The organism is Flavobacterium undicola (assembly GCF_009909155.2).
Lineage (GTDB): Bacteria > Bacteroidota > Bacteroidia > Flavobacteriales > Flavobacteriaceae > Flavobacterium > Flavobacterium undicola.
In genome coordinates, this window is the sequence record NZ_JAAAPM020000003.1 from 137,007 (window position 1) to 161,422 (window position 24,416).

Annotated in this window: 20 protein-coding genes; 16 read left to right on the forward strand and 4 right to left on the reverse strand. The window is 35.0% G+C overall.

Annotated elements, in window-relative coordinates; all coding sequences use genetic code 11:
- Positions 1–201 precede the first annotated feature (201 nt).
- Together GTZ96_RS02915 and GTZ96_RS02920 are read right to left on the reverse strand one after the other, a co-directional pair.
- On the reverse strand, positions 202–891 hold the full coding sequence (locus GTZ96_RS02915; RefSeq protein ID WP_161641089.1) for a zinc metallopeptidase: 690 nt from the start codon (positions 889–891) through the stop codon (positions 202–204).
- 316 nt (positions 892–1,207) lie between these two features.
- Positions 1,208–4,693 (reverse strand): leucine--tRNA ligase, encoded by a 3,486-nt coding sequence (locus GTZ96_RS02920; protein WP_161641090.1) that lies wholly within the window; start codon positions 4,691–4,693, stop codon positions 1,208–1,210.
- A gap of 239 nt (positions 4,694–4,932) precedes the next feature.
- On the opposite strand from GTZ96_RS02920, the gene GTZ96_RS02925 reads away from it, so the two are divergent.
- From GTZ96_RS02925 to GTZ96_RS02980, 12 genes are all read left to right on the forward strand, one after another.
- Positions 4,933–5,280, forward strand: a complete 348-nt coding sequence (locus tag GTZ96_RS02925) for a winged helix-turn-helix domain-containing protein (protein WP_161641091.1) — start codon at positions 4,933–4,935, stop codon at positions 5,278–5,280.
- Positions 5,281–5,423: 143 nt separating this feature from the next.
- Positions 5,424–7,991 (forward strand): TonB-dependent receptor, encoded by a 2,568-nt coding sequence (locus GTZ96_RS02930; RefSeq protein WP_161641092.1) that lies wholly within the window; start codon positions 5,424–5,426, stop codon positions 7,989–7,991.
- A gap of 220 nt (positions 7,992–8,211) precedes the next feature.
- A complete protein-coding gene (locus tag GTZ96_RS02935; protein WP_161641093.1) occupies positions 8,212–9,606 on the forward strand; it encodes an alginate export family protein in 1,395 nt (464 codons plus the stop codon).
- A 25-nt stretch (positions 9,607–9,631) separates the two neighbouring features.
- A complete protein-coding gene (gene modA / locus GTZ96_RS02940) occupies positions 9,632–10,390 on the forward strand; it encodes a molybdate ABC transporter substrate-binding protein (protein WP_181033126.1) in 759 nt (252 codons plus the stop codon).
- A 458-nt stretch (positions 10,391–10,848) separates the two neighbouring features.
- Positions 10,849–11,253 carry a TOBE domain-containing protein gene (locus GTZ96_RS02945; RefSeq protein ID WP_161641095.1) on the forward strand — a complete coding sequence of 135 codons (405 nt, stop codon included), beginning with the start codon at positions 10,849–10,851 and terminating at the stop codon, positions 11,251–11,253.
- Positions 11,246–11,923, forward strand: a complete 678-nt coding sequence (gene modB / locus GTZ96_RS02950) for a molybdate ABC transporter permease subunit (RefSeq protein WP_181033127.1) — start codon at positions 11,246–11,248, stop codon at positions 11,921–11,923. The genes GTZ96_RS02945 and modB overlap by 8 nt, the downstream gene beginning before the upstream one ends.
- Positions 11,920–12,795 (forward strand): ABC transporter ATP-binding protein, encoded by an 876-nt coding sequence (locus GTZ96_RS02955; protein ID WP_161641096.1) that lies wholly within the window; start codon positions 11,920–11,922, stop codon positions 12,793–12,795. The genes modB and GTZ96_RS02955 overlap by 4 nt, the downstream gene beginning before the upstream one ends.
- Positions 12,796–12,900: 105 nt before the next feature.
- The gene (locus GTZ96_RS02960) at positions 12,901–13,776 is read left to right on the forward strand and encodes a cell division protein FtsX (protein ID WP_161641097.1); all 876 of its coding nucleotides are present in this window, start codon (positions 12,901–12,903) and stop codon (positions 13,774–13,776) included.
- Positions 13,777–13,902: 126 nt separating this feature from the next.
- Entirely contained in the window at positions 13,903–14,136 is a 234-nt protein-coding gene (locus tag GTZ96_RS02965) for a DUF3098 domain-containing protein (RefSeq protein ID WP_161641098.1), read from the forward strand.
- 84 nt (positions 14,137–14,220) lie between these two features.
- Positions 14,221–15,006: an undecaprenyl-diphosphate phosphatase gene (locus GTZ96_RS02970; RefSeq protein WP_161641099.1), complete on the forward strand. Its 786-nt coding sequence runs from the start codon at positions 14,221–14,223 to the stop codon at positions 15,004–15,006.
- The gene (truB, locus tag GTZ96_RS02975) at positions 15,006–15,707 is read left to right on the forward strand and encodes a tRNA pseudouridine(55) synthase TruB (protein WP_161641100.1); all 702 of its coding nucleotides are present in this window, start codon (positions 15,006–15,008) and stop codon (positions 15,705–15,707) included. The genes GTZ96_RS02970 and truB overlap by 1 nt, the downstream gene beginning before the upstream one ends.
- Positions 15,708–16,012: 305 nt before the next feature.
- Positions 16,013–16,495 (forward strand): hypothetical protein, encoded by a 483-nt coding sequence (locus GTZ96_RS02980; RefSeq protein WP_161641101.1) that lies wholly within the window; start codon positions 16,013–16,015, stop codon positions 16,493–16,495.
- Positions 16,496–16,508: 13 nt separating this feature from the next.
- Here the strand turns inward: GTZ96_RS02980 and GTZ96_RS02985 are convergent, their stop codons facing one another.
- Positions 16,509–17,135: a thioredoxin family protein gene (locus GTZ96_RS02985; protein ID WP_161641102.1), complete on the reverse strand. Its 627-nt coding sequence runs from the start codon at positions 17,133–17,135 to the stop codon at positions 16,509–16,511.
- A gap of 107 nt (positions 17,136–17,242) precedes the next feature.
- On the opposite strand from GTZ96_RS02985, the gene GTZ96_RS02990 reads away from it, so the two are divergent.
- From GTZ96_RS02990 to GTZ96_RS03005, 4 genes are all read left to right on the forward strand, one after another.
- A complete protein-coding gene (locus tag GTZ96_RS02990; protein ID WP_161641103.1) occupies positions 17,243–18,028 on the forward strand; it encodes a patatin-like phospholipase family protein in 786 nt (261 codons plus the stop codon).
- A gap of 61 nt (positions 18,029–18,089) precedes the next feature.
- Positions 18,090–18,797: a UMP kinase gene (gene pyrH, locus GTZ96_RS02995; protein WP_161641104.1), complete on the forward strand. Its 708-nt coding sequence runs from the start codon at positions 18,090–18,092 to the stop codon at positions 18,795–18,797.
- Positions 18,798–18,869: 72 nt separating this feature from the next.
- Positions 18,870–19,433: a ribosome recycling factor gene (gene frr / locus GTZ96_RS03000; RefSeq protein WP_161641105.1), complete on the forward strand. Its 564-nt coding sequence runs from the start codon at positions 18,870–18,872 to the stop codon at positions 19,431–19,433.
- Between the two features lie 115 nt (positions 19,434–19,548).
- Positions 19,549–22,041, forward strand: a complete 2,493-nt coding sequence (locus GTZ96_RS03005; RefSeq protein ID WP_161641106.1) for a DUF5686 family protein — start codon at positions 19,549–19,551, stop codon at positions 22,039–22,041.
- A gap of 92 nt (positions 22,042–22,133) precedes the next feature.
- On the opposite strand, the gene GTZ96_RS03010 is transcribed toward GTZ96_RS03005, so the two are convergent.
- Positions 22,134–24,404 carry a cation:proton antiporter gene (locus GTZ96_RS03010; RefSeq protein ID WP_161641107.1) on the reverse strand — a complete coding sequence of 757 codons (2,271 nt, stop codon included), beginning with the start codon at positions 24,402–24,404 and terminating at the stop codon, positions 22,134–22,136.
- Positions 24,405–24,416: the final 12 nt, after the last annotated feature.

A 24,416-nucleotide genomic window follows, 5' to 3' on the forward strand; every position in this document is an offset into this window, starting at 1 on the left:
TCAATGGCAATGGCAATTTTCAATTACAATCGCCAATAGTAATGTCAATATTTAATAAAAAATTCCAAACTCCAATTATTACACTAAGCTAATCGAAGTGTCATTGGAATTTGGAATTTTTATTTTGGAATTTATTTCCCCCCTCAATTCAATCATTACAATTGCAATTGATTTTTGAAATTGATATTGTTATTGATTTCTTTAATTTCTCCTGTTACCTCCCAAATAAATAGACAGATAATACAACAAGGTAGCGATAGAACCCAAAGCCGCCACAACATACGTACGAGCCGCCCATTTCAAAGAATCTTCTGCTCCTGCATATTCTGCCGGATTAAGCATATTTTTGTTTTTTAGCCAAGCCAAAGCGCGATTACTCGCATCATATTCTACTGGCAAAGTAATAATCGAAAACAAAGTAGTTGCCGCAAACAGGATAATTCCAATTAACAACAAACCCGGAAAGGTTCTCAACATTAAAATTCCCGCCAGCAAAACCCATTGCATATACGAAGAAGCCACATTTACAAACGGAACCAATTTAGAACGCATACTCAACCACTCATAACCCATCGCATGTTGTACGGCGTGACCACATTCGTGTGCCGCTACTGCCGCAGCTGCTGCATTTCGTTGATTGTATACCGACTCACTCAAATTGACCGTTTTATCCGCTGGATTGTAATGATCCGTTAGTTGTCCCGGAGTCGAAATCACACGTACATCGTAAATGCCGTTATCCTGGAGCATTTTCTGTGCAATCTCTGCACCACTCATATTATTTTGCAAATGCAATTGTGAATAATGTTCAAACTTGCTCTTTAACCTTGAACTTACCAACCAACTGAAAAGCATAATTGCTCCTGCAAGAATTAAATAACCACTTCCCATATCTTTTTATTTATTTGTTTAAATTTTAAATATAAGCAGCAAATTCTAAACCAAATTCCAAAAACGTCAATTTGACAGCTGTTAAAAAAAATACAATTTCAATGGCAATGACAATTTCAAAAAATCAATAGCAATAGCAAAATTCAATAGCAATAGCAATGACCAATTTTAAAAAATAAAACAATGACAATAAAAAATTCCAAACTTCAATAAACTACAGTCATTGAAATTTGGAATTTTAAAATTGGGATTTATTTACTCACTTCAACTTCATCATTGCTATTGAATTTTGAAATTGTAATTGTAATTACTTTGGTTATCCAACCAAATTAATGATTTTCCCCGGAACAATAATCACCTTATTTGGTGTTCTACCGTCTAATTGTTTTTGAGTTCTTTCGTCTTTCATTACAATTTCCTCGATTTGTTCTTTGGTTAAATCCAAAGGCAAATTAATCGTAAAACGCATTTTTCCGTTGAAAGAAACCGGATATTCCTTGTCAGATTCTACCAAATGAGCTGGTTCGAATTTTGGAAAAGTAACGGTGGCAATCGAATCGCTATATCCTAACAAACTCCATAATTCCTCTGCAATGTGTGGTGCATAAGGCGAAATCACAATGGCCAATGGCTCTAAAATAGCACGTGAATGACAATTTTGCGTAGACAATTCGTTCACACAAATCATAAACTGAGAAACCGACGTATTGAAAGAGAAACTCTCAATATCTTCCGCTACTTTTTTGATGGTTTTGTGTAATGATTTCAAATTGTCTTTGGTTGGCTCTTCATCCGTAACAATCAAACCATTGTCATCAAAATACAAACGACATAGTTTTTTCAAGAAACCAAAAACCCCTGAAATTCCTGCCGTATTCCAAGGTTTTGCCTGTTCCAAAGGCCCTAAAAACATTTCATACAAACGTAAAGTATCCGCACCGTATTCAGCACAAATATTGTCTGGAGTAACTACATTGTATTTTGATTTCGACATTTTTTCAACCTCGCGACCTACAATGTATTTTCCATTGTCATCAGTATCAAACTCAGCATTAGCATAATATTCTCTTGATTTTTTAAATTTTTCCACATCCAACTCATCTGAAGCATTAACAAAATTAACATCAGTATGAATTGGAGTTAATTCAAGATCATCAATAGACACATTAATAAATTCCACACTTGGAAAATATCTTTTCAATCCATTTATAAAAAATTCTCTTGCTGATTCTTTTTCTGTAAGATCTCCTTTCTGAATTTTATCATGTTTAGATTTTGTTATAAAAAAACTTGAAATTTTTGGATCTGATATATCCAATCCTTCGCTAGATTGAATTAATCCTTTTACCCTATAAACAAAAGCACTCGTTCCCAAAATCATTCCCTGATTGATCAGTTTTTTGAACGGTTCTTCTGTTGGAGCAAAACCTTTGTCTTTTAAGAATTTGTTCCAAAAACGGGAATACAATAAATGTCCTGTTGCGTGTTCGCTTCCGCCAATATATAAATCCACAGATTCCCAATATTTCAATGCATCTTTGCTGGCAAATTCGTTTTCATTAGCCGCGTCCATATAACGCATCCAATACCATGAACTTCCCGCCCAACCTGGCATCGTATTCAATTCTAAAGGAAAAATAGTAGCATTATCAACTAAATCTGTATTGACAACTTTATTGTTTACGCTGTCCCAAGCCCAAACCGCAGCGTTTCCTAATGGAGGCAATCCGTCTTCAGTTGGTAAATATTTCTCTACTTCCGGCAAAATAATTGGCAAATGTTGTGCATCAATCATCTGTGGCAAACCATTTACATAATACACTGGAAATGGTTCTCCCCAATATCTTTGACGAGAGAAAACCGCATCACGTAAACGGTAATTTACCTTACCGTAACCTTGATTAATTTTTTCCAATTCGGCAATTACTTTTTGAGTTCCATCTTTGTAACCCATGCCATTTAAGAAATCAGAATTCACTAATTGAAAACCTTCTTTTCCTCCAAAAGCCGCTTCCGAAATGTCTTTATCTACAATATTTTTGATTTCAGGCATTCCGTTTTGTCCCTTGAAGAAATTGGCAAAAGCATAATCTCTTTCATCACCACAAGGAACCGCCATTACAGCACCAGTTCCGTAACCGGCCAAAACATAATCCCCAATCCAAACCGGAATCGCTTCTTTGGTAAACGGATGTTCCGCATAAGCTCCAGTGAAAACTCCCGAAATGGTTTTTACATCCGCCATACGTTCTCTTTCAGAACGTTTTGCCGTTTTTTCGATATATGCTTCAACTGCTGCTTTTTGTTCCGGAGTGGTAATTTGAGCTACCAATTCGTGTTCTGGTGCCAAAGTCATAAAGGTAACTCCAAAAATAGTATCAGGACGGGTTGTGAAAACGTCTATATACCTCACCCCCAACCCCTCTCCAGCGGAGAGGGGAGCTTGAGTATCATTCGTTTTAAAAGAATTTCGCAGGCTTAATTCTTCTTTTATCTTCGATAAAACTGTTTTGATGTCGTTTAAAACTTCTTCATTGGTAAAACGAATTACTTTATAAAGATGTTTTTGCTCTAGCTCTAATGTTCGCTGTTCATCTAATTCAAGTTGTTCTTTTGTATAGTGATAACCTCCATCAACCTCAATGATTAACTTTTTTTCTAAACAAACAAAATCAGCGATAAAACTCCCAATATAATGCTGTCTTCTTATCTTATATCCTAGGTTCGAATTTCGAATTTCTTGCCAAAGTACATCTTCAGCTTCCGTTAGATTCTTACGGTTTTCCCTTGCATTAGCTACTAATTGTGTTGCAATGGAAGCATCAGCTGTCATGTATCCCTTCTCAACAGCTTGGCTCCCCTCTCCGCTGGAGAGGGGCTGGGGGTGAGGTTTCACAGCAAACGAAACCATCGCTCCAACTGATTTCCCAATCCAGTTTCTCTGACTTTCTTTGATACTTTCGCTCCAGTCAATAGCATTCAAACCTTGCAACAAACGCTCAGCATAAGCCGAAATACGCATGCTCCATTGTGTCATTTTTTTGCGAACTACCGGATATCCTCCACGCTCTGAAACGCCATTGATGATTTCGTCATTTGCCAAAACCGTTCCTAAGCCTGGACACCAGTTTACTTCGGTTTCTGCTAAATAAGTCAGTCTATATTGTAACAAGATTTTCTCTTGTTGTTCTTTTGCGAAAGCATTCCATTCAGTAGCTGAAAAAGCTTCGATATTTTCATCGCAAACGGCATTGACATTAGCATTTCCTTCTTTTTCGAAAAGGGCAATTAAAGTCGAAATGTCCTCTGCTTTATCTGAATCTTTATTGTACCAGGAATTGAATAATTGGATAAAAATCCATTGCGTATGCTTGTAATAATTCGGATTTGAAGTACGAACTTCCCTGTCCCAATCAAATGAAAATCCGATTTTGTCTAATTGTTTTCTGTAACCCGCAATTTGGTTTCCTTCTTTATCCACACCACCGTCAATATTCACGCGGGTAGTATCTTCCGGACGTTGACCTGTTTGAATAGCATATTGCTCAGCTGGCAATCCAAAACTGTCGTAACCCATTGGGTGCAACACGTTAAAACCCTGATGTCTTTTGAAACGAGAATATACATCCGAAGCAATATACCCCAGTGGATGCCCCACGTGCAATCCCGCTCCCGAAGGATAAGGAAACATATCTAAAACGTAATGTTTTGGTTTTTCGGAAGTATTGGATGCTGCAAAAGTTTTGTTATCAGCCCAGTATTTTTGCCATTTGGCTTCAATTTCGTTCGGATTGTATTTCATTCCTCTTTTATATTGTTTTTTAATGGAGTCATGCTTTCGCACGCTCAAGTCATTTTTCGAGTTGCTAAGCTATAAAGTAGCTGAGTTTCTAAGTTTTAATAAATAAAATTATGAAGTCGCAAATTTACATTTATTGTGCGGGCTACGAAAATAATTTATTTACAATAAAAAAAATCCAAAAATAAGTACGTAATAAGTAAAAATACGTATGTTTGCACTGTGCTTAAAAAAACACACCCATGATGTCTAATAAAAAATATAACATAGAAGTTCGACTTTGGATTGAAGAAACCGAAGGGCCTTTTTTAGGTATTGGAAAAATCTGGCTACTCGAAAATATCCGAAAAACAGGCTCTATTACCAATGCTGCCAAAGAGATGAAAATGGCATACCGCCAAGCCTGGCAATTAGTAAAAGAAATGAATCAACGTGCTGAAAGTCCTTTAGTTGAAAAATTGCTTGGCGGAAAAGGTGGCGGAGGCGCACGTTTGACCGAGGCAGGAGAAAAAGCCATTCAGACTTTTCACGAAGTAGAAAAACGCATTAAAGATTTTGCTGAAAAGGAAACCCAAAATTTAAAATTCTAGCATTTTTTTAATTAGCAGTATTCATTTTAAAACATACTGAAAACAAAATAACCCAATATATGAACTTCAAAAATTAATAATCACATAAATTAAACACAATTATCAGTATTCATTTTAAAACACACTGAATAAAACTACCCAATATGAAATCCAAATTATTTTTAATTCTATTACTGCTCAGTTTAAAAAACTTTGCCCAATCACAAAAAGAAAATTCTAAAACAACTCAGGACAGCATCAAAAAAGAAATCCTTAATGAAGTAGTTGTTACCGCTTCACGTACGAAGGAAACTTTCCTGCGTTCTCCAATAAGTATCGAGCAATTAAAAGCTGCCGATGCCAAAAATATGGGGGCTCCATCTAATTTTGAGGCCCTGGAAAACCTGAAAGGCGTACAAATCATCAGCCCGAGTTTAGGTTTTAAAGTCATAAACACCAGAGGATTTGCCAATACAACTAACGTCCGTTTTGCCCAATTAGTAGACGGTGTAGACAATCAGGCACCACATTTGGGAGCGCCTATTGCCAATGCACTTGGAGCAAACGACTTGGACATCAATAAAATTGAAGTCATTCCCGGAGCAGCTTCTGCCTTATACGGAATGAATGCTATCAATGGATTGGCAAACATCCAAACCAAAAACCCGTTTGAATACCAAGGATTGAGTATTCAACAATTAACGGCTGTGAATCATACCGGAAAAGTTGACCGTTTTTCTCCACAACTTTTTACCACAACTAATTTGCGTTACGCCAAAGCAATTAATTCGAAAATAGCTTTCAAAGTAAACGGTTCGCTTACTAACGGAACGGACTGGGTTGCCGATGACAGAACCGATTTGGCTCCAAACATAAATTCTTCCGTCAATTTATACGGAGCTGACAACCCTGCTTTTGACGAAGTTAATGGCTACGGGAACGAATCGGCAAACCGAAGAACATTAACCCTGAACGGCAAAAAATATGTAGTTTCCAGAACAGGATACAGAGAAACTGACATTGCCGATTACAATATTGAAAATTACAAATGGGATGCCGGTGTGTACTTTCGTCCAAAAAAAGGGCACGAATTAGCAGTAACTTACAAAGGAGCCTTAATCAACACCGTTTATCAGCGTTCTAACCGTTTTAGATTAGAGGATTATAAACTAAGCCAATATGCGATTGATTATCACACTAATATTTTTCAAATACGTGCTTATTTAACTCAGGAAAACACGGGAAAATCATACAATATGCGTTCTTTGGCTGAAAACATGGATCGTGCTTTTAAATCAGACGACCAATGGTTTACCAATTATACCACAGCCTATAACAATGCAGTAACCAATGGATCTACTGTTGCAGACGCCCATAGAATAGCCAGAACAACTTCTGATCAAGGAAGATTTATTCCCGGAACCGATGCTTATAATCAAAAGAAAGAAGAATTAATCAACATCAACAACTGGGATATTGGTGCCGCTTTACGTGTAAAATCCTCTTTAGTGCATGCCGAAGGTTTGTTCAATTGGGACAAAGCTTTTGTTGACTTTTTCAAAAAAGCAGACCTGCAACTCTTAAGTGGTTTTGATTACAGAACTTACATTATTGTTCCTGACGGAAATTATTTTATCAATCCGGAAAATAATGGCAAAAACCTGACCTATGGAAAAACAGGTGGATTTACCCAGTTAAGCAAGGATTTATTTGACAAAAGATTACGTTTAAGCGCAAGTATCCGTGCAGACAAAGCAGACTATTTTGATGTGAAATTTACTCCCCGCTTTACCGCTGTATTTTCTCCAAAAGAAGAAATCAACTTCAGGGCTTCTTATCAAAGTGGTTATCGATTCCCAAGTATTTTCGAAGGATTTTCTAACGTAAACAGTGGTGGTGTTAAACGTGTGGGAGGATTGCGAATCATGTCTGACGGAATTTTTGAAAACTCCTACACTAAAGCCTCAATCGACAAATTCCAGGCACAGGTTACCAGCGATATCAACACACTTAGTTTAACACAGGCACAGGCCATTGACAAAAACAAAGGAATAATTCAAAAAAATCCTTATACTTATTTAGAACCTGAATTTGTACGTTCTTTCGAATTTGGATTCAGAGGACTTGCCCTAAACAAGAGTTTGTTTATCGACACCGATTTTTATTACAACTCTTATGAAAACTTTATTGCACAGGTGGAAGCAAGTATCCCTAACACCGCAGATCCAGCACAAATACCAACGGCTCTTTATTCTAAAAACACACAAAGCCGTTACCGTTTGTGGACCAACTCTAAAAGTAAAATATACAATTACGGAGGTAGTTTAGGATTAAAATACCGTTACAACGAAATGTTCTCGTTTTTAGGAAATGTGACTTATGCTAAATTAGACCGAACTGACGATAAAGACGGATTGGAAGATGGTTTTAACACTCCAAAAATTATCGCAAATGGAACAATCGTAGCCGAAAATTTATGGAAAAACCTTGGCGCAAGTGTTACTTATCGTCAACAAAGCAAATACGATTATGTTTCTTTCCTTGTTAGCGGTTCTGTACCTTCTTACTGGTCAATGGACGCGCAAATCAATTATAATTTCGAAAAACCGGGAGTAATTGCCAAGCTTGGAGGAACTAATTTCTTAAACAAATCTTATAATTCCATATTAGGAGGCCCTCAAATTGGAGGATTCTATTATGTGTCATTAACTTGGAATGTTGGTAAACTTTAATACCAACATTCCTTTTAAAACACACAAAATCATTATAATAATCCAGCAACTATCAGTATTTATTTTAGACATACTAAATAAAAAAATATCATAAAATACACAAAGTATAAAAACTAAAAAAACCAAGCTATATTTGCAAAAAATTAAATACTTGAAAATGACTCACTTTCTAATAACGATTAAAAAGAGAATCATTACAAAAACAATATTAATTATTATAATGAAAAAAACAAAAAAAACGCTTTATCTGGCTGCAATAACAATCCTGGCTTTATTTTCTAACCAAAATATGACAGCGCAAATCGATAGCAACCTTACTAAATTATTACTCGAAAAAAAGATTATCACGCAACGTGAAGCTGACTCTTTAAGTGTTTTAAATGTTTTTAACCAAAAAGTAAATTCTGAAAACAAAAACTTTTCTATAGGATTAGAATTTAGACCCCGAACCGAATATCGCGATGGTTACAGACAATTGAGAACAGCCGATACCAAAGCCGCTTTTTTCACAACTCAAAGAAGCCGATTGGATTTTAACTATAGCCAGCCTAAATTTAAATTCCATACTTCTATTCAGGACATCCGCGTATTGGGACAATACGGTCAAACCTCAACATCGGGTTCATTGAATGTATTTGAAGCCTACGTAGATGCTGATATTACAGATCAGTTTTTTGTTCGAATTGGTCGCCAAAAAGTAGATTTGGACAACGGAAGACTTTTCTCGCAGGCCAACTGGAGTCAGGCAGGAAGAGCACATGATGGAATTAATCTAATCTATGACAACAATAGCATTCATTCAGAATTCTTTACTTCTTTCAACCAAACAGCCGAACGTATTTTTGATACTGATTTTTCCCCAACAACATTTACCAATTATAAACTGCTGAATGTACATTACCTAAAAGCAAAATTAAACGAGCATTTTAGCCTGACCACTATAAATGCTGCCGATAGTTATCAAAGCAAAACCACTTCGGGAACCTTATATACCAGAGGAACTTCTGGAGGGCGATTGGATTTTGAAAAAGGCAATTTGTACGTAACCCTGAGTGGATATTACCAATATGGACAATTGCAAACAGCAGAACGAGTTTCGGCTTATTATTTCCAACCGGAAATCCAACTGAAAAACGGGAAATTAACAACTCGTTTAGGTGCCGAGTTCATGAGTGGTGAAAATGCCGAAAAAGTAAGCGACTTTTCTAAATCATTTGTACCGCTCTATGGAGTGGCCTGGAAATTTATGGGAAATATGGATTATTTTACCACCTTCCCTACCGATGTAAAAAAAGGCGGATTGTTTAATCCTTATTTATTCTTTATTTACGATTTGAACAAAAAAGTAGCACTGCGTTCTGACTTTCACTTATTTTATTTAGGAAATAAGACAAAAAACGATTTAGGCAATACTATCAATTCTTATTTAGGTTTCGAAAACGATTTGTCGGTAAAATACAAGTGTAATAGTTTTATTACTGCCGATTTTGGATTCTCTTATATGGCTGCCGAAAAAAGTATGGAAACACTTAAAACAGGAAACAGCAATATCATTCCTGTGTGGAGCTACGTCATGATCACCTTCAAGCCTGAATTGTTTAGCTTCAAAAAATAATTAATTACTACTAAAACATCCGATGATGAAAATTATAAAATGCCTGCTACTTATTGTGATTCTCTTTAGCACCACCACTTTTTTTGCTCAGGGAAAAGCAACAGTTGTAGTTGCTGCCAATTTAAAAACAGCGATGGATTCGATTGCGAAGGATTACAAACAAAGAAATCCTGCTGATAACATCCAAATCTCTTATGGTGCTTCGGGAAAATTTTATGAGCAAATAGTCAATGGAGCTCCTTTTGATGTTTTTTTCTCAGCCGACATGAACTACCCAACCAAATTGAAGGAAAGCCACTTTGGTATTTCGACAGTTAAATTATATGCGATAGGAAGAATTGCTATTTGGAGTAAAAAAATAGATCCAAATACCCAGAAAATGAATTCGCTATTAGATCCAAAAGTGAAGAAAATTTCGATTGCCAATCCTGTAACTGCACCCTACGGAGCCAAAGCGGTTGAAAGTATGAAACGTACTAAAATTTACAACAAAGTAAAAAGTAATTTGGTTTACGGCGAGAACATTGCTCAGGCAGCGCAATTTGTTGCTTTTGGCGCAGCCGATATCGGTATCATCGCCTTATCTGATGTATTGTCTCCGGCAATGAAAAAAGAGCGTGGAAAATATTATGTAATTCCGCAAGAAAATCATGCTCCTTTAGAACAAGGTTGTGTGGTTTTAAAACACGCTAAAGGAAATGCAACTGCTTTAAGATTTTATGATTATATTTCGTCTGATAAAGCGGTCGCTATTTTAAAATATTACGGTTATTCTCAAAAATAAGTCTTTTTAAAACATATAAGTCATATAAGTTTTTGTAACTATTTTGGAGTTAAAAAAGAAGTGAATTTAAGTTTTTTTGATCTTTTTAGAGTAAATTAACTAGTTGGGGGAGACTAGTTTTTGATGATAATTTTCATCAGTTCGAAGTATAATTTTATACTTTAAAAAATGATCTTTATATTTATATTCGCCTATAAATCAAAATGCTTTTGTTTTAGAGACTCAACTGTCCTTAACTTCCGCAGTCGAGTGTCAAATGTTTAAAGAATACGTAAAAAGAAAAGCTGTTTGATCCGCCGCGGCGGAGAGTTCTTTTCTTTTAGTATTCGAAAACTAATTTGACCGACGAGGAAGTGTAAGACTTGAAATCGAAGATTCATGAATACCAAAAAAACAATAAGAACACATGAATATTTTTTTGTTTCTTTTTTGATCAAGCAAAAAAGAAAATTAATAAAATGAACCTATTAGAAGGCAAAATATCAGAAATAAAAACCGAAGGCTCTTTGTCCTTAGTAAAAGTAATGGTGCAAAATTGCCCGATTACTTCTATCGTGATTGACACACCTGAAAGTGCCGGATATTTAGCTATCGGAAATGCTGTAAAAATTCTATTCAAAGAAACCGAGGTGGTTCTGGCCAAAGCGTTTTCGGGAGCAATCAGTCTTCAAAATAAATTAGATTGCAGCGTTCATTCTTTCGAAAAAGGAAAATTACTTTGCAAAATCATATTAAATTTCCAAAATACTACAATAGCATCAGTAATTACCCGAAATGCTTTTGACCAACTCGATATTCAGGAAAACGATTTGGTACAGGCGATGATAAAAACAAATGAAATAAGCTTGGCTACTCATGATTGATTTCGAACCGATATATCTCACGCTCAAACTGGCTTTTTGCACCACAATCATACTGTTAGTGCTCAGTTTGCCTTTGGGGTATTGGCTCGCTTATAGCAAATTGAAATCGAAAGTAATTGTTGAAGCCATCGTGAGTTTACCACTAGTTTTACCACCATCGGTTTTAGGATTTTATCTGTTATTAGCCTTTAGTCCCGAAAATGCTTTTGGGAAATTTCTCGATCAGTATTTTGACATTCGACTTGTTTTTACGTTTCCCGGATTAGTCATTGCATCGGTTTTGTACAGTTTGCCGTTCATGGTTCAGCCCATACAAAATGGGTTTAAATCACTTTCGAAATCATTGATGGAAGCTTCTCTTTTATTAGGAAAAAGCAAAACCGAGACCTTACTTAAAGTGTTAATCCCAAATATAAAAAAAGCAATTCTTACCGGAATTGTGCTCACTTTTGCACATACCATTGGCGAATTTGGTGTAGTTTTAATGGTGGGCGGAAGCATTCCCAGCGAAACTAAAGTAGTATCGATTGCCATTTATGACGAAGTACAAGCCATGAATTACCACAATGCTAATGTTTACGCAGGGATTTTATTTGCCTTTGCATTTGTGGTGCTTTTGTGTGTTTACAGTATTAACCATCGTTTTAGCCAAACCAATCCGTTACAATGATTGTATTTAAAATCCAAAAGAAACTCCAATCAGCATCGGGCGAAATGCTTTTGAACCTTGATTTCGAAATCAAAGAAAATGAATTCGTGACTTTGTATGGCTCATCGGGTTCTGGCAAAACCACAACACTCAGAATACTTTCCGGTTTATCAGAAGCCGACAAAGGGATAATTACTATCAATAACGAAACCTGGCTAGACACCGATAAAAAAATCCAACTTCCTCCGCAAAAACGTAAAATAGCCTATGTTTTTCAGGATTATGCTTTGTTTCCCAATATGAGCGTGAGAGAAAATTTAAGCTATGCACTCGAAAAAGGACAAGACAAAACCATTATCGAAGAGCTGTTAACCTTGATGGAATTAGAACAATTGCAACATCAAAAACCAGCGCAATTGTCGGGCGGACAAAAACAAAGAGTCGCCTTGGCAAGAGCCTTGGTTCGCCAACCTGATATTTTACTTCTCGACGAGCCTTTATCGGCGGTGGATCATGAAATGCGTGTGAAATTGCAAGATTATATTATTCAGGTACATCGCAAATACAAACTCACTACGATTTTAGTCAGTCATGATATTGCCGAAATTTATAAAATGTCTGATAAGGTAATTGTACTTGAAAATGGCAAAATAAGTAAGCAAGGAACTCCTGAGCAAGTATTTTCCAGCCGATTAGTAAGTGGCAAATTTCAATTTGTGGGCGAAATTTTAAAAATCGAAAAAGAAAATTTTATTTATATCGTCGTGGTTTTGATAGGCAACAATGTGGTCAAAATAATTGCGATGGAGGAAGAAATAAGGGATTTAAACATTGGCAATAAAGTCCTCATAGCATCAAAAGCGTTCAATCCCATCATCACTAAAATCGATTAATGCTTTAAAAGCAGCATTTTGTAACACGAAAGTTGAAACTTTGAACGTTATTAGCTTTAAATAAAGAAATTCTTTATTATTTTTACCCCATAATTAAAGTAAACTATGAGTTCTTCATTTGATAAGTTTCAAAAACGCAGGTTAATTTCCTCTTATTTTTCGGTAGTTTTAAGTATTTTCCTGGTTTTATTTCTACTGGGAACATTAGGACTTTTCATTATTAATTCTAAAAAATTAGCTGACGACTTTAAAGAAAAAATCGCCATGACTGTTTTCTTTAAGAATGAGGCCAATGACACTATTCTGAAAAGTTTTGGTACCGAATTAAAAAAAGCCCCTTTTGCAAAATCTATTGTTTATGTAAGCAAAGATGAAGCAGCTAAGGAACATACTGATATTATTGGTGAAGATTTCCTAACTTTCTTAGGAGAAAATCCGCTACAAAACTCTTATGATATTCATATCAAAGCGGCTTATGTAGAAAAAGACAGCGTAGCCAAAATTGAACGAAAATTACGGACAAACGCTATGATTTCGGACATTGTTTACGACAAACAATTGGTGAATTTAGTAAACGACAATATCAAAAAAGTGAGTATGTGGATTTTAATCATCAGCGGATTCCTGACTTTTATCGCTGTGTTATTGATTAACAGTTCGCTTCGTCTTTCTATTTATTCTAACCGATTTATCATTAAAACCATGCAAATGGTGGGTGCAACAAAATCGTTTATTAGAAAACCTTTTGTGATGCGAAGTGTAAAACTGGGAATGCTTGGATCTGCATTGGCCATCTTAGCATTAATCGGACTTTTATCTTATGTCAACTCCCACTTCCCTGATTTAGGAATCTTAGACGACAAAGCACTTATCTTGCTTGTTTTTGCAGCAGTTTTTGGATTTGGAGTTTTAATCACCTGGTTGAGTACCCATTTTGCTACGCAACGCTTCTTAAACTTAAGAACTGACGATTTATACTAGTATTCAGTTTACAGTTATAAGTGTTCAGTAAATCATTAAAGAACAATATTAAAAGAATAAAAACTTTAAAATATAGGAAGGAGATTGCTTCCGCCACGGCGGACAAGTCGTTCCTCACAATAAAAGATGAAAGACGATAAACAAGAATTCTTATTCGACAAAATCAATTATAAAATTCTATTAATTGGAATTGGCGTAATTGTATTTGGGTTCATACTAATGTCTGGTGGCGGAAGCGATGATCCTAAAGTGTATAGCGATGCTATTTTTGACTTTAGAAGAATCCGATTAGCTCCAACGACTGTTTTAATTGGTTTTGGAATCACAGTTTATGCTATTTTAAAAAATCCTAAGAAATAGTTTGCAGTGTTCAGTGGTAAGTTTGCAGTAAAAGCAAATCTAATTAAACTGAATACTAAAAGACTGAACCCTGAATACTAAAAAATGAATACATTACAAGCTATTGTTCTGGCTATAATAGAAGGAATTACTGAATTTCTTCCTGTTTCTTCAACCGGACACATGATTATTGCTTCTTCTTTTTACGGAATTGCACAAGACGATTTTACCAAGCTTTTTACTATTGTAATCCAGTTAGGAGCTATCCTTTCGGTTTTGATACTTTATTACAAACGCTTTTTCCAGTCTTTTGATTTCTATTTCAAATTATTGGTAGCCTTTATTCCCGCAGTTGTTTTTGGTTTGCTTTTCAGCAAAAGAATAGATGCCTTATTAGAAAATCCAGTTACCGTAGCCGTCTCATTATTAGTGGGCGGAATCATTTTATTAAAAGTAGACGACTGGTTCAACAAGTCGGAAGAAACTGAAATCACTTATACTAAAGCAGTCAAAATTGGATTGTTCCAATGTTTAGCCATGGTTCCCGGAGTTTCCAGAAGTGGCGCATCTATTGTGGGCGGAATGTCCCAAAAACTATTCAGAACTTCAGCTGCCGAATTTTCCTTTTTCTTAGCCGTTCCTACCATGTTAGGTGCAACAGTGAAAAAATGTTACGATTATTATAAAGATGGATACGTATTAACACACGACCAGATAAACATATTAATCATTGGAAACATTGTCGCTTTTGCAGTCGCTCTTTTAGCAATCAAATCTTTTATTGATTTTTTAAGCAAAAGAGGATTTAAACTTTTTGGCTATTACCGTATTGCTGCAGGAATCATACTATTGATTATTCATTATTTTATTCACCCACTGACTGTAATCTAATGACGCCCGAAGAATACTTAGAAGGACAAGTTTTATTAATTGACAAACCATTGAAATGGAGTTCGTTTCAAGCGGTGAATAAATTAAAATACCTGCTTATAAACAAAGTAGGATTGCCAAAAAAATTCAAAATAGGTCATGCCGGTACTTTAGATCCTTTAGCGACTGGATTATTATTAATTTGCACTGGAAAGTTTACAAAAAGAATCGCTGAACTTCAAGGACAGGCCAAAGAATACACAGGTACTTTTTATATTGGAGCCACTACTCCATCTTATGATTTAGAAACCGAAATCGACGCTACTTTTCCAACAGCACATATTGATGAAGCCTTAATTCACGAAACCGTGAAGCAATTTTTAGGCGAAATTGACCAAAAACCACCTATTTTTTCTGCGATAAAAAAAGACGGCAAACGTTTGTACGAACACGCTCGTGCGGGTGAAGAAGTTGAAATTGCCAGCCGGAAAACTACCATTCACGAATTTGAAATCACCAAAATTGCATTACCTGAAATTGATTTTAGAGTGGTTTGCAGCAAAGGAACTTACATTCGTTCGTTAGCTTTTGATTTTGGAAAAGCCATGAATTCAGGTTCACACTTGACCGCGTTACGTCGAACAAAAATTGGCGATTTCGACGTAAAAAACGCCATTGATGTTACGCTGTTTGAAGAGTCTTTGGGATTAGATTCTGAATAAATATTGTTTTTACAACAAAATATAGAAAGCTATGATTCAATTCATAGCTTTTTTTGTTTTACAAAAAATACTACAAAAACAATTATTGATTTCTGTTTTTTCTTAGATTTGTTTAAAAACCTATGCGATTACTGATAAATATCTTCGCTAACATTTATAGTAAATCTGCGCGTTCGGATTTTGAATTCAATTTATAACCTGATATGATTACAAAACACACCTTTTTCAAAGGAATTGTTATAACTCTATATAGCTTTTTTTTAATACTATTTCTTTTGATATATAGACAAGAATTAAATATTTATATGACAAATAAATATATTTTAATGCGAAACGTTAAAATAGATTCCATTTACAGATACTCCAATGCTGGTAATAGAAATGGAGATTCACATTATATTAATTTTAAAGATTCTGGCAAAACGATTAGTTTATTACTTAAAGAAAAAACTAATCGTCAAAAACAAATTTTCACCGATATTTTTAATGATCGCATAAGAACCGTAGATCTTGTTAAAAAACTAAAAAGTAAAACACTTTTAAGAGGCATAATGTATTATACATACGACGAACGATTTGTATGTGATTCCAATGATCAATGTGATTTTACGGAAGCCTATAAAAGAAACCAAATTAAATATTTAATTTTAGGATTTTTCATTTTTATAGGAATTACATATTGCACCTATAGAATCTATAATAGTAGGATAATAAAAAGTCTCAAAGGCGAAAAACTAAACTTTAGCCTTGCCAACTTAATAATTAAAAGTAAACAATCCAATTTCTAACTCAATCCAATTATTACTCATTTTCAACAATCTCTTGATCTAAATCCAGCATCATATCCATAATTTCTTGTTGGGTAGTAATTCCTTTATCGTGCAAATACCACAATTGCAATTCGGTTTTTATGGTTTCATCAAAAACTTTGTACTCTTTTCTATAATTAGAAATAAGATCAGCCGCTCCTTTTGGCCTTGGTCCCCAATGTGCTAATGCCACCGATGTTTTTTTATTAATAACAATCAACTTAGGAATGGCTCTTCCTTTATTTGTTAAAAAATGATTCATCAAATCTAAATTATCATCTCTTAACACAATTCTAATATCAATTTTCCCTTCAGCAGCTTGGTTCATTTTTTCAAAAATAGGCAACAATTGCGCTGCATCTCCACACCAGCCTTCAGAAATCACTAACCAAATAAACTCATTGTTTAATGACTTTAGTTTATTGGTGTTTTCATCCGAAATTTTCATCGTCTTCTCTAAACGATTCATGCGTGTTTCGTTAAGACTGCTATAATTCGTCAATTCTTCTGATTGTTCGTCTCCTGTTGATTTTCCTTCTTTTAATAAATCTGTAACTAATTTTCTATATTCTGAATAAGAATAACTATTGAACAAAGCATGAGCAATTGATTTAATCATGTTTTCTAAATGTTTTAAGTAAAGTTAAGATAAATATCGTCCATCAAGCAAAACAAAAATCACTCCCAAATCAGTAAAAAGTGTATTTTTATAAAAATTGCAGAAAGATGAACTTAAATTCAAAATCAATTGGCTTAGCACTTTCGGGTGGCGGGTCAAAAGGTTTAGCCCATGCGGGTGCTATTAAATTTTTAGAAGAAAAAAACATTCGTCCCAATAAAATTGCCGGAACCAGTGCCGGATCGATTGTGGGTGCGATGTATGCCTGGGGAAAAACGCCTGAAGAAATCCTGAACTTCTTCAAATCGATTTATTTATTTCATTGGAGACACATTACTTTTACTAAGGCAGGATTGATTGATTCAGAATCTTTCAAAGACTATTTTCATGCCGTTTTTAAAGATGCCAGGCTTTCTGATTTGGAAATTCCAACCCAAATTACCGCCACCGACATGATTAAAGGCGAATTAAAAATATTCGAACCCAAAACAAAAATTGTCGATGCACTTATTTCTTCTTCTTCCTTTCCGGGCATTATTTCTCCTTATGAAATCAAGGGAAATCATTACAGCGATGGTGGAATTTTGAATCATTTCCCAACCGATTTACTAAGAGACGATTGCGATATGATTATTGGCGTTTACGTGAGTCCCATTAGTAAAATTGAAGCGAAAGATTTAAATTCTATCCGAGCCGTGACCACCAGAGCTTTTGATATTCTTTCAGAAAATTCGAATGTTGCCAAATTCACGCAATGCGATTGGATTATTCAACCCAAAGAACTTAGCATTTATAGCACCTTTGAAACCAATAAAATTAAAATGGATGCTATTTTCAATTTGGGCTATGAAGCGGCAAAATACAGTTACGAAAACAAAATTTATAAAATTTAAGTCGTCCTATTTCAGAAAAAAAGAATATCCCTATATTTGCACCAATCAACGCAACAAACACATGAAATACAAAAGAATTCTTCTAAAATTAAGCGGAGAAGCTTTAATGGGAGATCGTCAATATGGAATAGATCCTGAACGATTAGCTGAATATGCTGAAGAAATCAAAAAAGTTCACGCCAAAGGAGTAGAAATTGCCATCGTAATAGGTGGAGGAAACATCTTTAGAGGAGTTGCAGGGGCAAGCAACGGAATGGATAGAGTGCAAGGAGATTACATGGGAATGCTTGCTACGGTTATTAACGGAATGGCATTACAAGGTGCTCTTGAAGAAAAAGGCATGAAAACACGTTTGCAAACGGCCTTAAAAATGGAGTCTATTGCTGAACCGTATATTAAAAGAAGAGCCGATCGTCACCTAGAAAAAGGAAGAATCGTAATTTTTGGAGCAGGAACAGGAAATCCTTATTTCACTACTGATACAGCAGCTGTTTTACGTGGAATCGAAATCAATGCTGATGTGATTCTAAAAGGAACTCGTGTAGACGGTGTATATGATTCGGATCCTGAAAAAAATGCTTCGGCAGTAAAATTTGACTTCATCTCATTTGATGATGTGATCAAAAAAGGATTAAATGTAATGGACACAACCGCTTTTACATTAAGTCAGGAAAATAAATTACCTATCCTAATTTTTGATATGAACCAAAGCGGAAATCTGGAAAGAATCTGCGATGGAGAAAACATAGGTACTGTAGTAAACATATAAATAGCAAACAGCAGTTTACAGATAGCAGGAAATCTGAAATCTATAATCTGAAATCTATAATCTGAAATAAAAATGACTGAAGAAATTGAATTTATATTAGATAGCACGCAAGAATCTATGGCAGGTTCTATTGCTCACCTTGAAAAAGAGTTTCTAAATATTCGTGCTGGAAAAGCATCTCCTGCAATGTTAGGAAGTGTTTTTGTAGATTATTATGGTTCATCAACTGCTCTTAACCAAGTGGCAAAAATTAGTGTTCCTGATGCTAGAACCATTACTTTGCAACCTTTTGAAAAAAACATGTTGCATACTATCGAAAAAGCCATCATGATTGCTAATCTTGGGTTTAACCCAATGAATAATGGTGATTTAATTATCATTAGCGTACCGCCTTTAACAGAAGATCGTCGTCGCGAATTAGCAAAACAAGCTAAATCTGAGGCTGAAGATGCTAAAATAGGGATCAGAAACGCTAGAAAAGATGCCAATACTGACATCAAAAAACTAGAAAAAGAAGGAACTTCGGAAGACATTTGTAAAAGTGCCGAAGAAGAAGTCCAAACTTTGACGAATACATTTATCAAAAAAATTGATGAACTTCTTGCTCAAAAAGAAGCTGAAATAATGAAAGTATAACTTTCAAAAAATACATCTTGAAAATCCGTCCCGATAGTTTATCGGGACGGATTTTTTATTATTACTTTTGCCATACCAAATTGTTTTTATTAGCGTTTTGATTCAAACAGCAACCATGAAGCATCTCTTTCTATTTTTCCTTTTCACGCTTTCGCTTCAAGCTCAATTTCGCATCACTGGAACTGTAAAAGAAAACAACTCAAACAAAGCCTTAGCATTTGCTACAATTACCACTAACAACGGCATAAATAGCATTACTGATGTGGATGGAAAATTCAACATTAGTTCAAACAAACCGATTTCTTCTTTCTACGTTTCTTACATTGGTTACACCAAAATAAAAATCAATGTTCAAAAAGACAATCAGTTTTTCAATCTGAAATTGACTCAATCGACCGACAATCTGAACGAAGTTGTAATTGCTACTGAAAACGCTGCCTTATCCATCATCAAGAAAACAATTGCGCTCAAAGACAATAACAATCCGCAAAAAAGACTCCATAGTTTTGCATTTAAAAACTATAACAAACTAATTGTTTCGGCTAATCCTGACTCGATTTCAAGCCAAATAGATTCTATTATTGTTAGAAAAACCCGAAAAGGAATTTATTATAAAATTGATTCTACCAATTATAAATTTAAAACTACGGTAAACAAACGCCACTTATTTCAAACCGAAAAAGTATCTCAATATCAATTTAGTGACAACAAACTAAAAGAAACTATTTTGGGAACAAAAATGGCGGGATTAAAACAGCCGTTATACGAAATCATTGCTTTCAACCTGCAATCTTTTTCTATTTACGATCCAAAATACGAACTCTTCGAAACCAAATACAACAGCCCAATAGCTGATGATGCCACCAAAGAATACAACTACAAACTGCTGGACACAGTAGCCATTAATGGTCGGGATTCTTATATGATTTACTTTAAAAACAAGAAGAAAAGTAAAGCCAAAGGACTCGAAGGCATCTTATACATTGACCAAAGTAATTTTGCCATTTCTAAAGCCATTATGCGCATTAGAGGATTGCTCAACATCAGCGCAAATCATGAATTTGAATATCTTCCCGAAGAAAATATCTGGTTTCCTGTTCATAAAACCTTTCAAATCATCAAAGGTCAAAATGACGATGACATCAATATTTTTGGTGGTACAATCCAGTTTGATGGCGACATGGAACAAAATCTTAGCACCAGAAAAAAACAACCTTCAGACTATATTTATCTTCGTTCTGAGAGTCATATTTTTGACATCCAAAAAAACACACTCGCTATTGAAAACCCATCTTATGCCGTCGAAATTGAGAAAAATGCCTTCAATAAAGACGAATCTTTTTGGGAAAGCTATCGAAAAGACAGCTTTGATATTCGCTCTAAAAAAACCTATAGCGAGCTAGACAGCATAGCTATTAGAAAAAAGATCGCCAATCGCGTTCGCATTGGAAAAAAAATCATCAACGGCTACTTGCCTATTGGTTTTTTCGACATGGATTTGCGAAAAATCTTTAGCTACAACAACTACGAAGGTTTCCGTCTGGGATTAGGCGGTGTAACCAATGAACGTCTTTCTAAAAATTTTCGAATTGAAGGTTACTATGCTTATGGCACTAAAGATGGCTTTTTTAAAGGCAGTATAGGCGCTGCAGCGAAAATTGACAAACAAGCTAATTCATGGCTTGGAATTTCCTATACTGATGATGTTCGGGAAATTGCGAGTACTTCTTTTACAATCGAAAAAAAGCCCTTCAAAATATACGATCCCAGACCCATCAACATTAGTACTTTTTACAATTATGCAAGTTGGAAAAGCTATTTTGAAACCAACCAAATTCCAAAAACAGAAAGCATCTGGGAAATTGCGCATTCTGAAATCCAACCTAAATTTGATTACGCATTCAATAAAAACAATAAGTTGTACACCAATTATACCATGACAACCGCTATGGTTTCGCTGCAATGGAGTCCTTTTAGCGATTTTATGCAAACACCAACTGGACAAGTTGAGATAGAAAAACGCTTTCCTAAATTCAGCTTTCAATACACTCAATCGCTAGGTAGATTGTGGGACAACGATTTTGATTTTAGTAAGTTTGACTTCAAAACTGAATATGAAAAAAAATATTTGAATGGTCAAAAAACCTCCTTGCTTTTTCAGGCTGGTTATACCCTTGGCGATGTTCCATTAACCCATTTATACAATAGTTCTCCCAACAATATTACTAAAGAAACAATTATTCAAAGAATTACCTTTGGAGGAAAAAACAGTTTTGAAACCATGTATTTCAATGAGTTTTTCTCCAGTAAATATGCTTTTTTCCAATTCAAGCACGCTTTTAACAGAGTAACCTTATTCAAAAAAATAAAACCTTCTTTAGTTTTAGTTTCCCGAATGGCCTGGGGAGATTTAGAACATCCTGAGCAACATGTAGGGATTAATTTCAAAACCTTGAACAATGGTTTTTTCGAATCGGGAATTGAGTTAAATCAAATTTTCAATGGCTTAGGACTGACTACTTTTTTCCGTTACGGACCAAATCAATTAACAAAATTTGAAGACAATATTGCTATCAAGCTAAGTTATGTTTTGAACTTAGGGTTTTAGAATACAGATTAACGATTTTTGATTTCAGATTTTTATATACTAACACAAAAATCTGAAATCAAAAATCGTTAATTAAAAATCTGCAATTATCTTTATGGTTTTATAATCAAAACAGAGGAAACATCCACCAGCCAATCAGTATCAGCATCTATAATGTGTTTCCAGCTTTCTAAACTTATAATCATTAAGTTCTGACTTTGTAAAAACTCTTTTCTAATAGTTCTATCATTCATAATCATGATATGATTTGGAGCAATCTGCTCAATAGAACGAATCGTTTCTTCAATATCACGCGTCTTTTTTACTTCTCCAACAGCGTCTAAAACCGTAATTTGAGAACCATTATTATTGATTAACTTTTTAGCATACTCAATTAAAAAAGCATCTTCCTTACTGAAAATAGGCATAAAAACCTGATCAATATCCTCTAAATCCTTGTCAATAAAAATCCCGACAGGCATTTTACTTTTGGCAATAATATGACGTGTTCGCTCATCAAAAGGAGAGTTCTCAAACAAGCCTTCTTTTCCTGTAAACTTATCTATCAATCGATCGGGATTTACAATTTGAGTGGTAAAACCTAAAATTTTACCCAGAAAAGTTTCGTCAAAAATTGAGCGCCCTAATCCTACTAATAACAAATCGTATTCGCCTTGATTAGCCGTATCAATAATATCAGTATCAATATCGTTAGTTACTTTAAAAACACTCAGCACTTCCTGATTCAGCAGTTGTGATTCTTTAAGAATAGGCGTCAACATTTTTCGTTCATGATCTTTTACATCAAAAGAATGTATTTCGGAACTTAAAGAACAGTGCATCGCAGCAACAATCGAACTATCAGATTGTTTTTTAACCAAGCTATTGGCAATCTTCAACAATTTCTTTCCTTTATCGGGAGTAGAAAACGAAAACAAAATCTTGTATTTGCTTTTGTTTCCAATTTCCAGCGGAACCACTGTTGCCTTATCTTTAAAAATATAGTTAAGAAAATCCAAGGTTGGCCCTGTCATAAAAGTGGTTACCAAAGCCATAATGACCATCATGGTGAAAATTTCGGTAGACAAAACACCTAAATCATAACCGATATTTAAAACCACCAATTCCATTAAACCACGGGTATTCATCAAAGCTCCAATAGCCAAACTATCTTTCCAACTCTGTCCCACAAACTTGGCTGCCAAGGCACTTCCAAAGAATTTCCCAACGACTGCAACTGCTATAATTAATCCCGTAACTTTCCATAAATACGGATCGTTTAACAAACCTATTTGTGTACGTAAACCTGTAAACACAAAAAACAATGGCAACAAAACAATGATAGAAACGTCTTCTACTTTTTCGATAAAAATATTTCTGAACTTATTGTTTTCCGGCATAATTGCTCCGGCTAAGAATGCTCCAAACAAAGCATGAATCCCTATTAATTCGGAAGCATAAGAAGAGAACAAAAGAGTCAAAAAGAAAATAGCGACTACAGGTTTGTTCAAACTCTCACGGGTTGAATTCAAATCGCCAACACGTTTTAAAAACGGACGAACTATTTTCAACATGATAATCACATACAAAACGGCCATACCAATTACATATAGCGAACTGGCAAATGAACCCGCTTTTACAATAGCAATTACTACTGCCAGAATACACCAGGCTGTGATATCATCGGCAGCTGCACAGGTGATGGCAATAGTTCCGAGTTTAGTTTTTTGCATTTCACGTTCCTGAACAATTCGTGCCAAAACAGGAAATGCCGTAATACTCATCGCGATTCCCATGAACAATCCAAAAGAAGAAAACTCAACTCCCATCGGTGCAAAAATTGGATAGATAAAGAAAGCCAACGTTAATCCTAAGGCAAACGGGATGACAATACTGGCATGACTAATTACAACCGCATCATGGGCTTTGTTTTTAAGTACTTTCAAGTCTAATTCCATTCCGATGACAAACATGAAAAATATCAAACCAATCTGACTCAAAAACTGCAAATTTCCCAGAGATTCTTTTGGAAATAAAGCCGCTGAAAATTCAGGAAAATACATCCCGACCAATGATGGCCCTAAAACAATTCCGGCAATCATTTCTCCAATTACTGAAGGCTGTCCAATTTTCCTAAAAAGCCAACCAAACAAACGTGCCACTAAAATAATAGTTACGATTTGAGCTAATAAAATAGCTAAAGGATGTTGTAAATTTTCGACCATAGAATGCAGAAAATCATTCCAATGATCGCTTTCTATTTCTCTATGAACAATTTGACGACCTATTTCAAGCGAAGCTCCCTGAGAAATTACCCAATAGATTAATGCTGTGAAACCACCAATAACAGAAACATAAAACAAAGAATTTTTAATACTAGTCATACGCCATTTTTT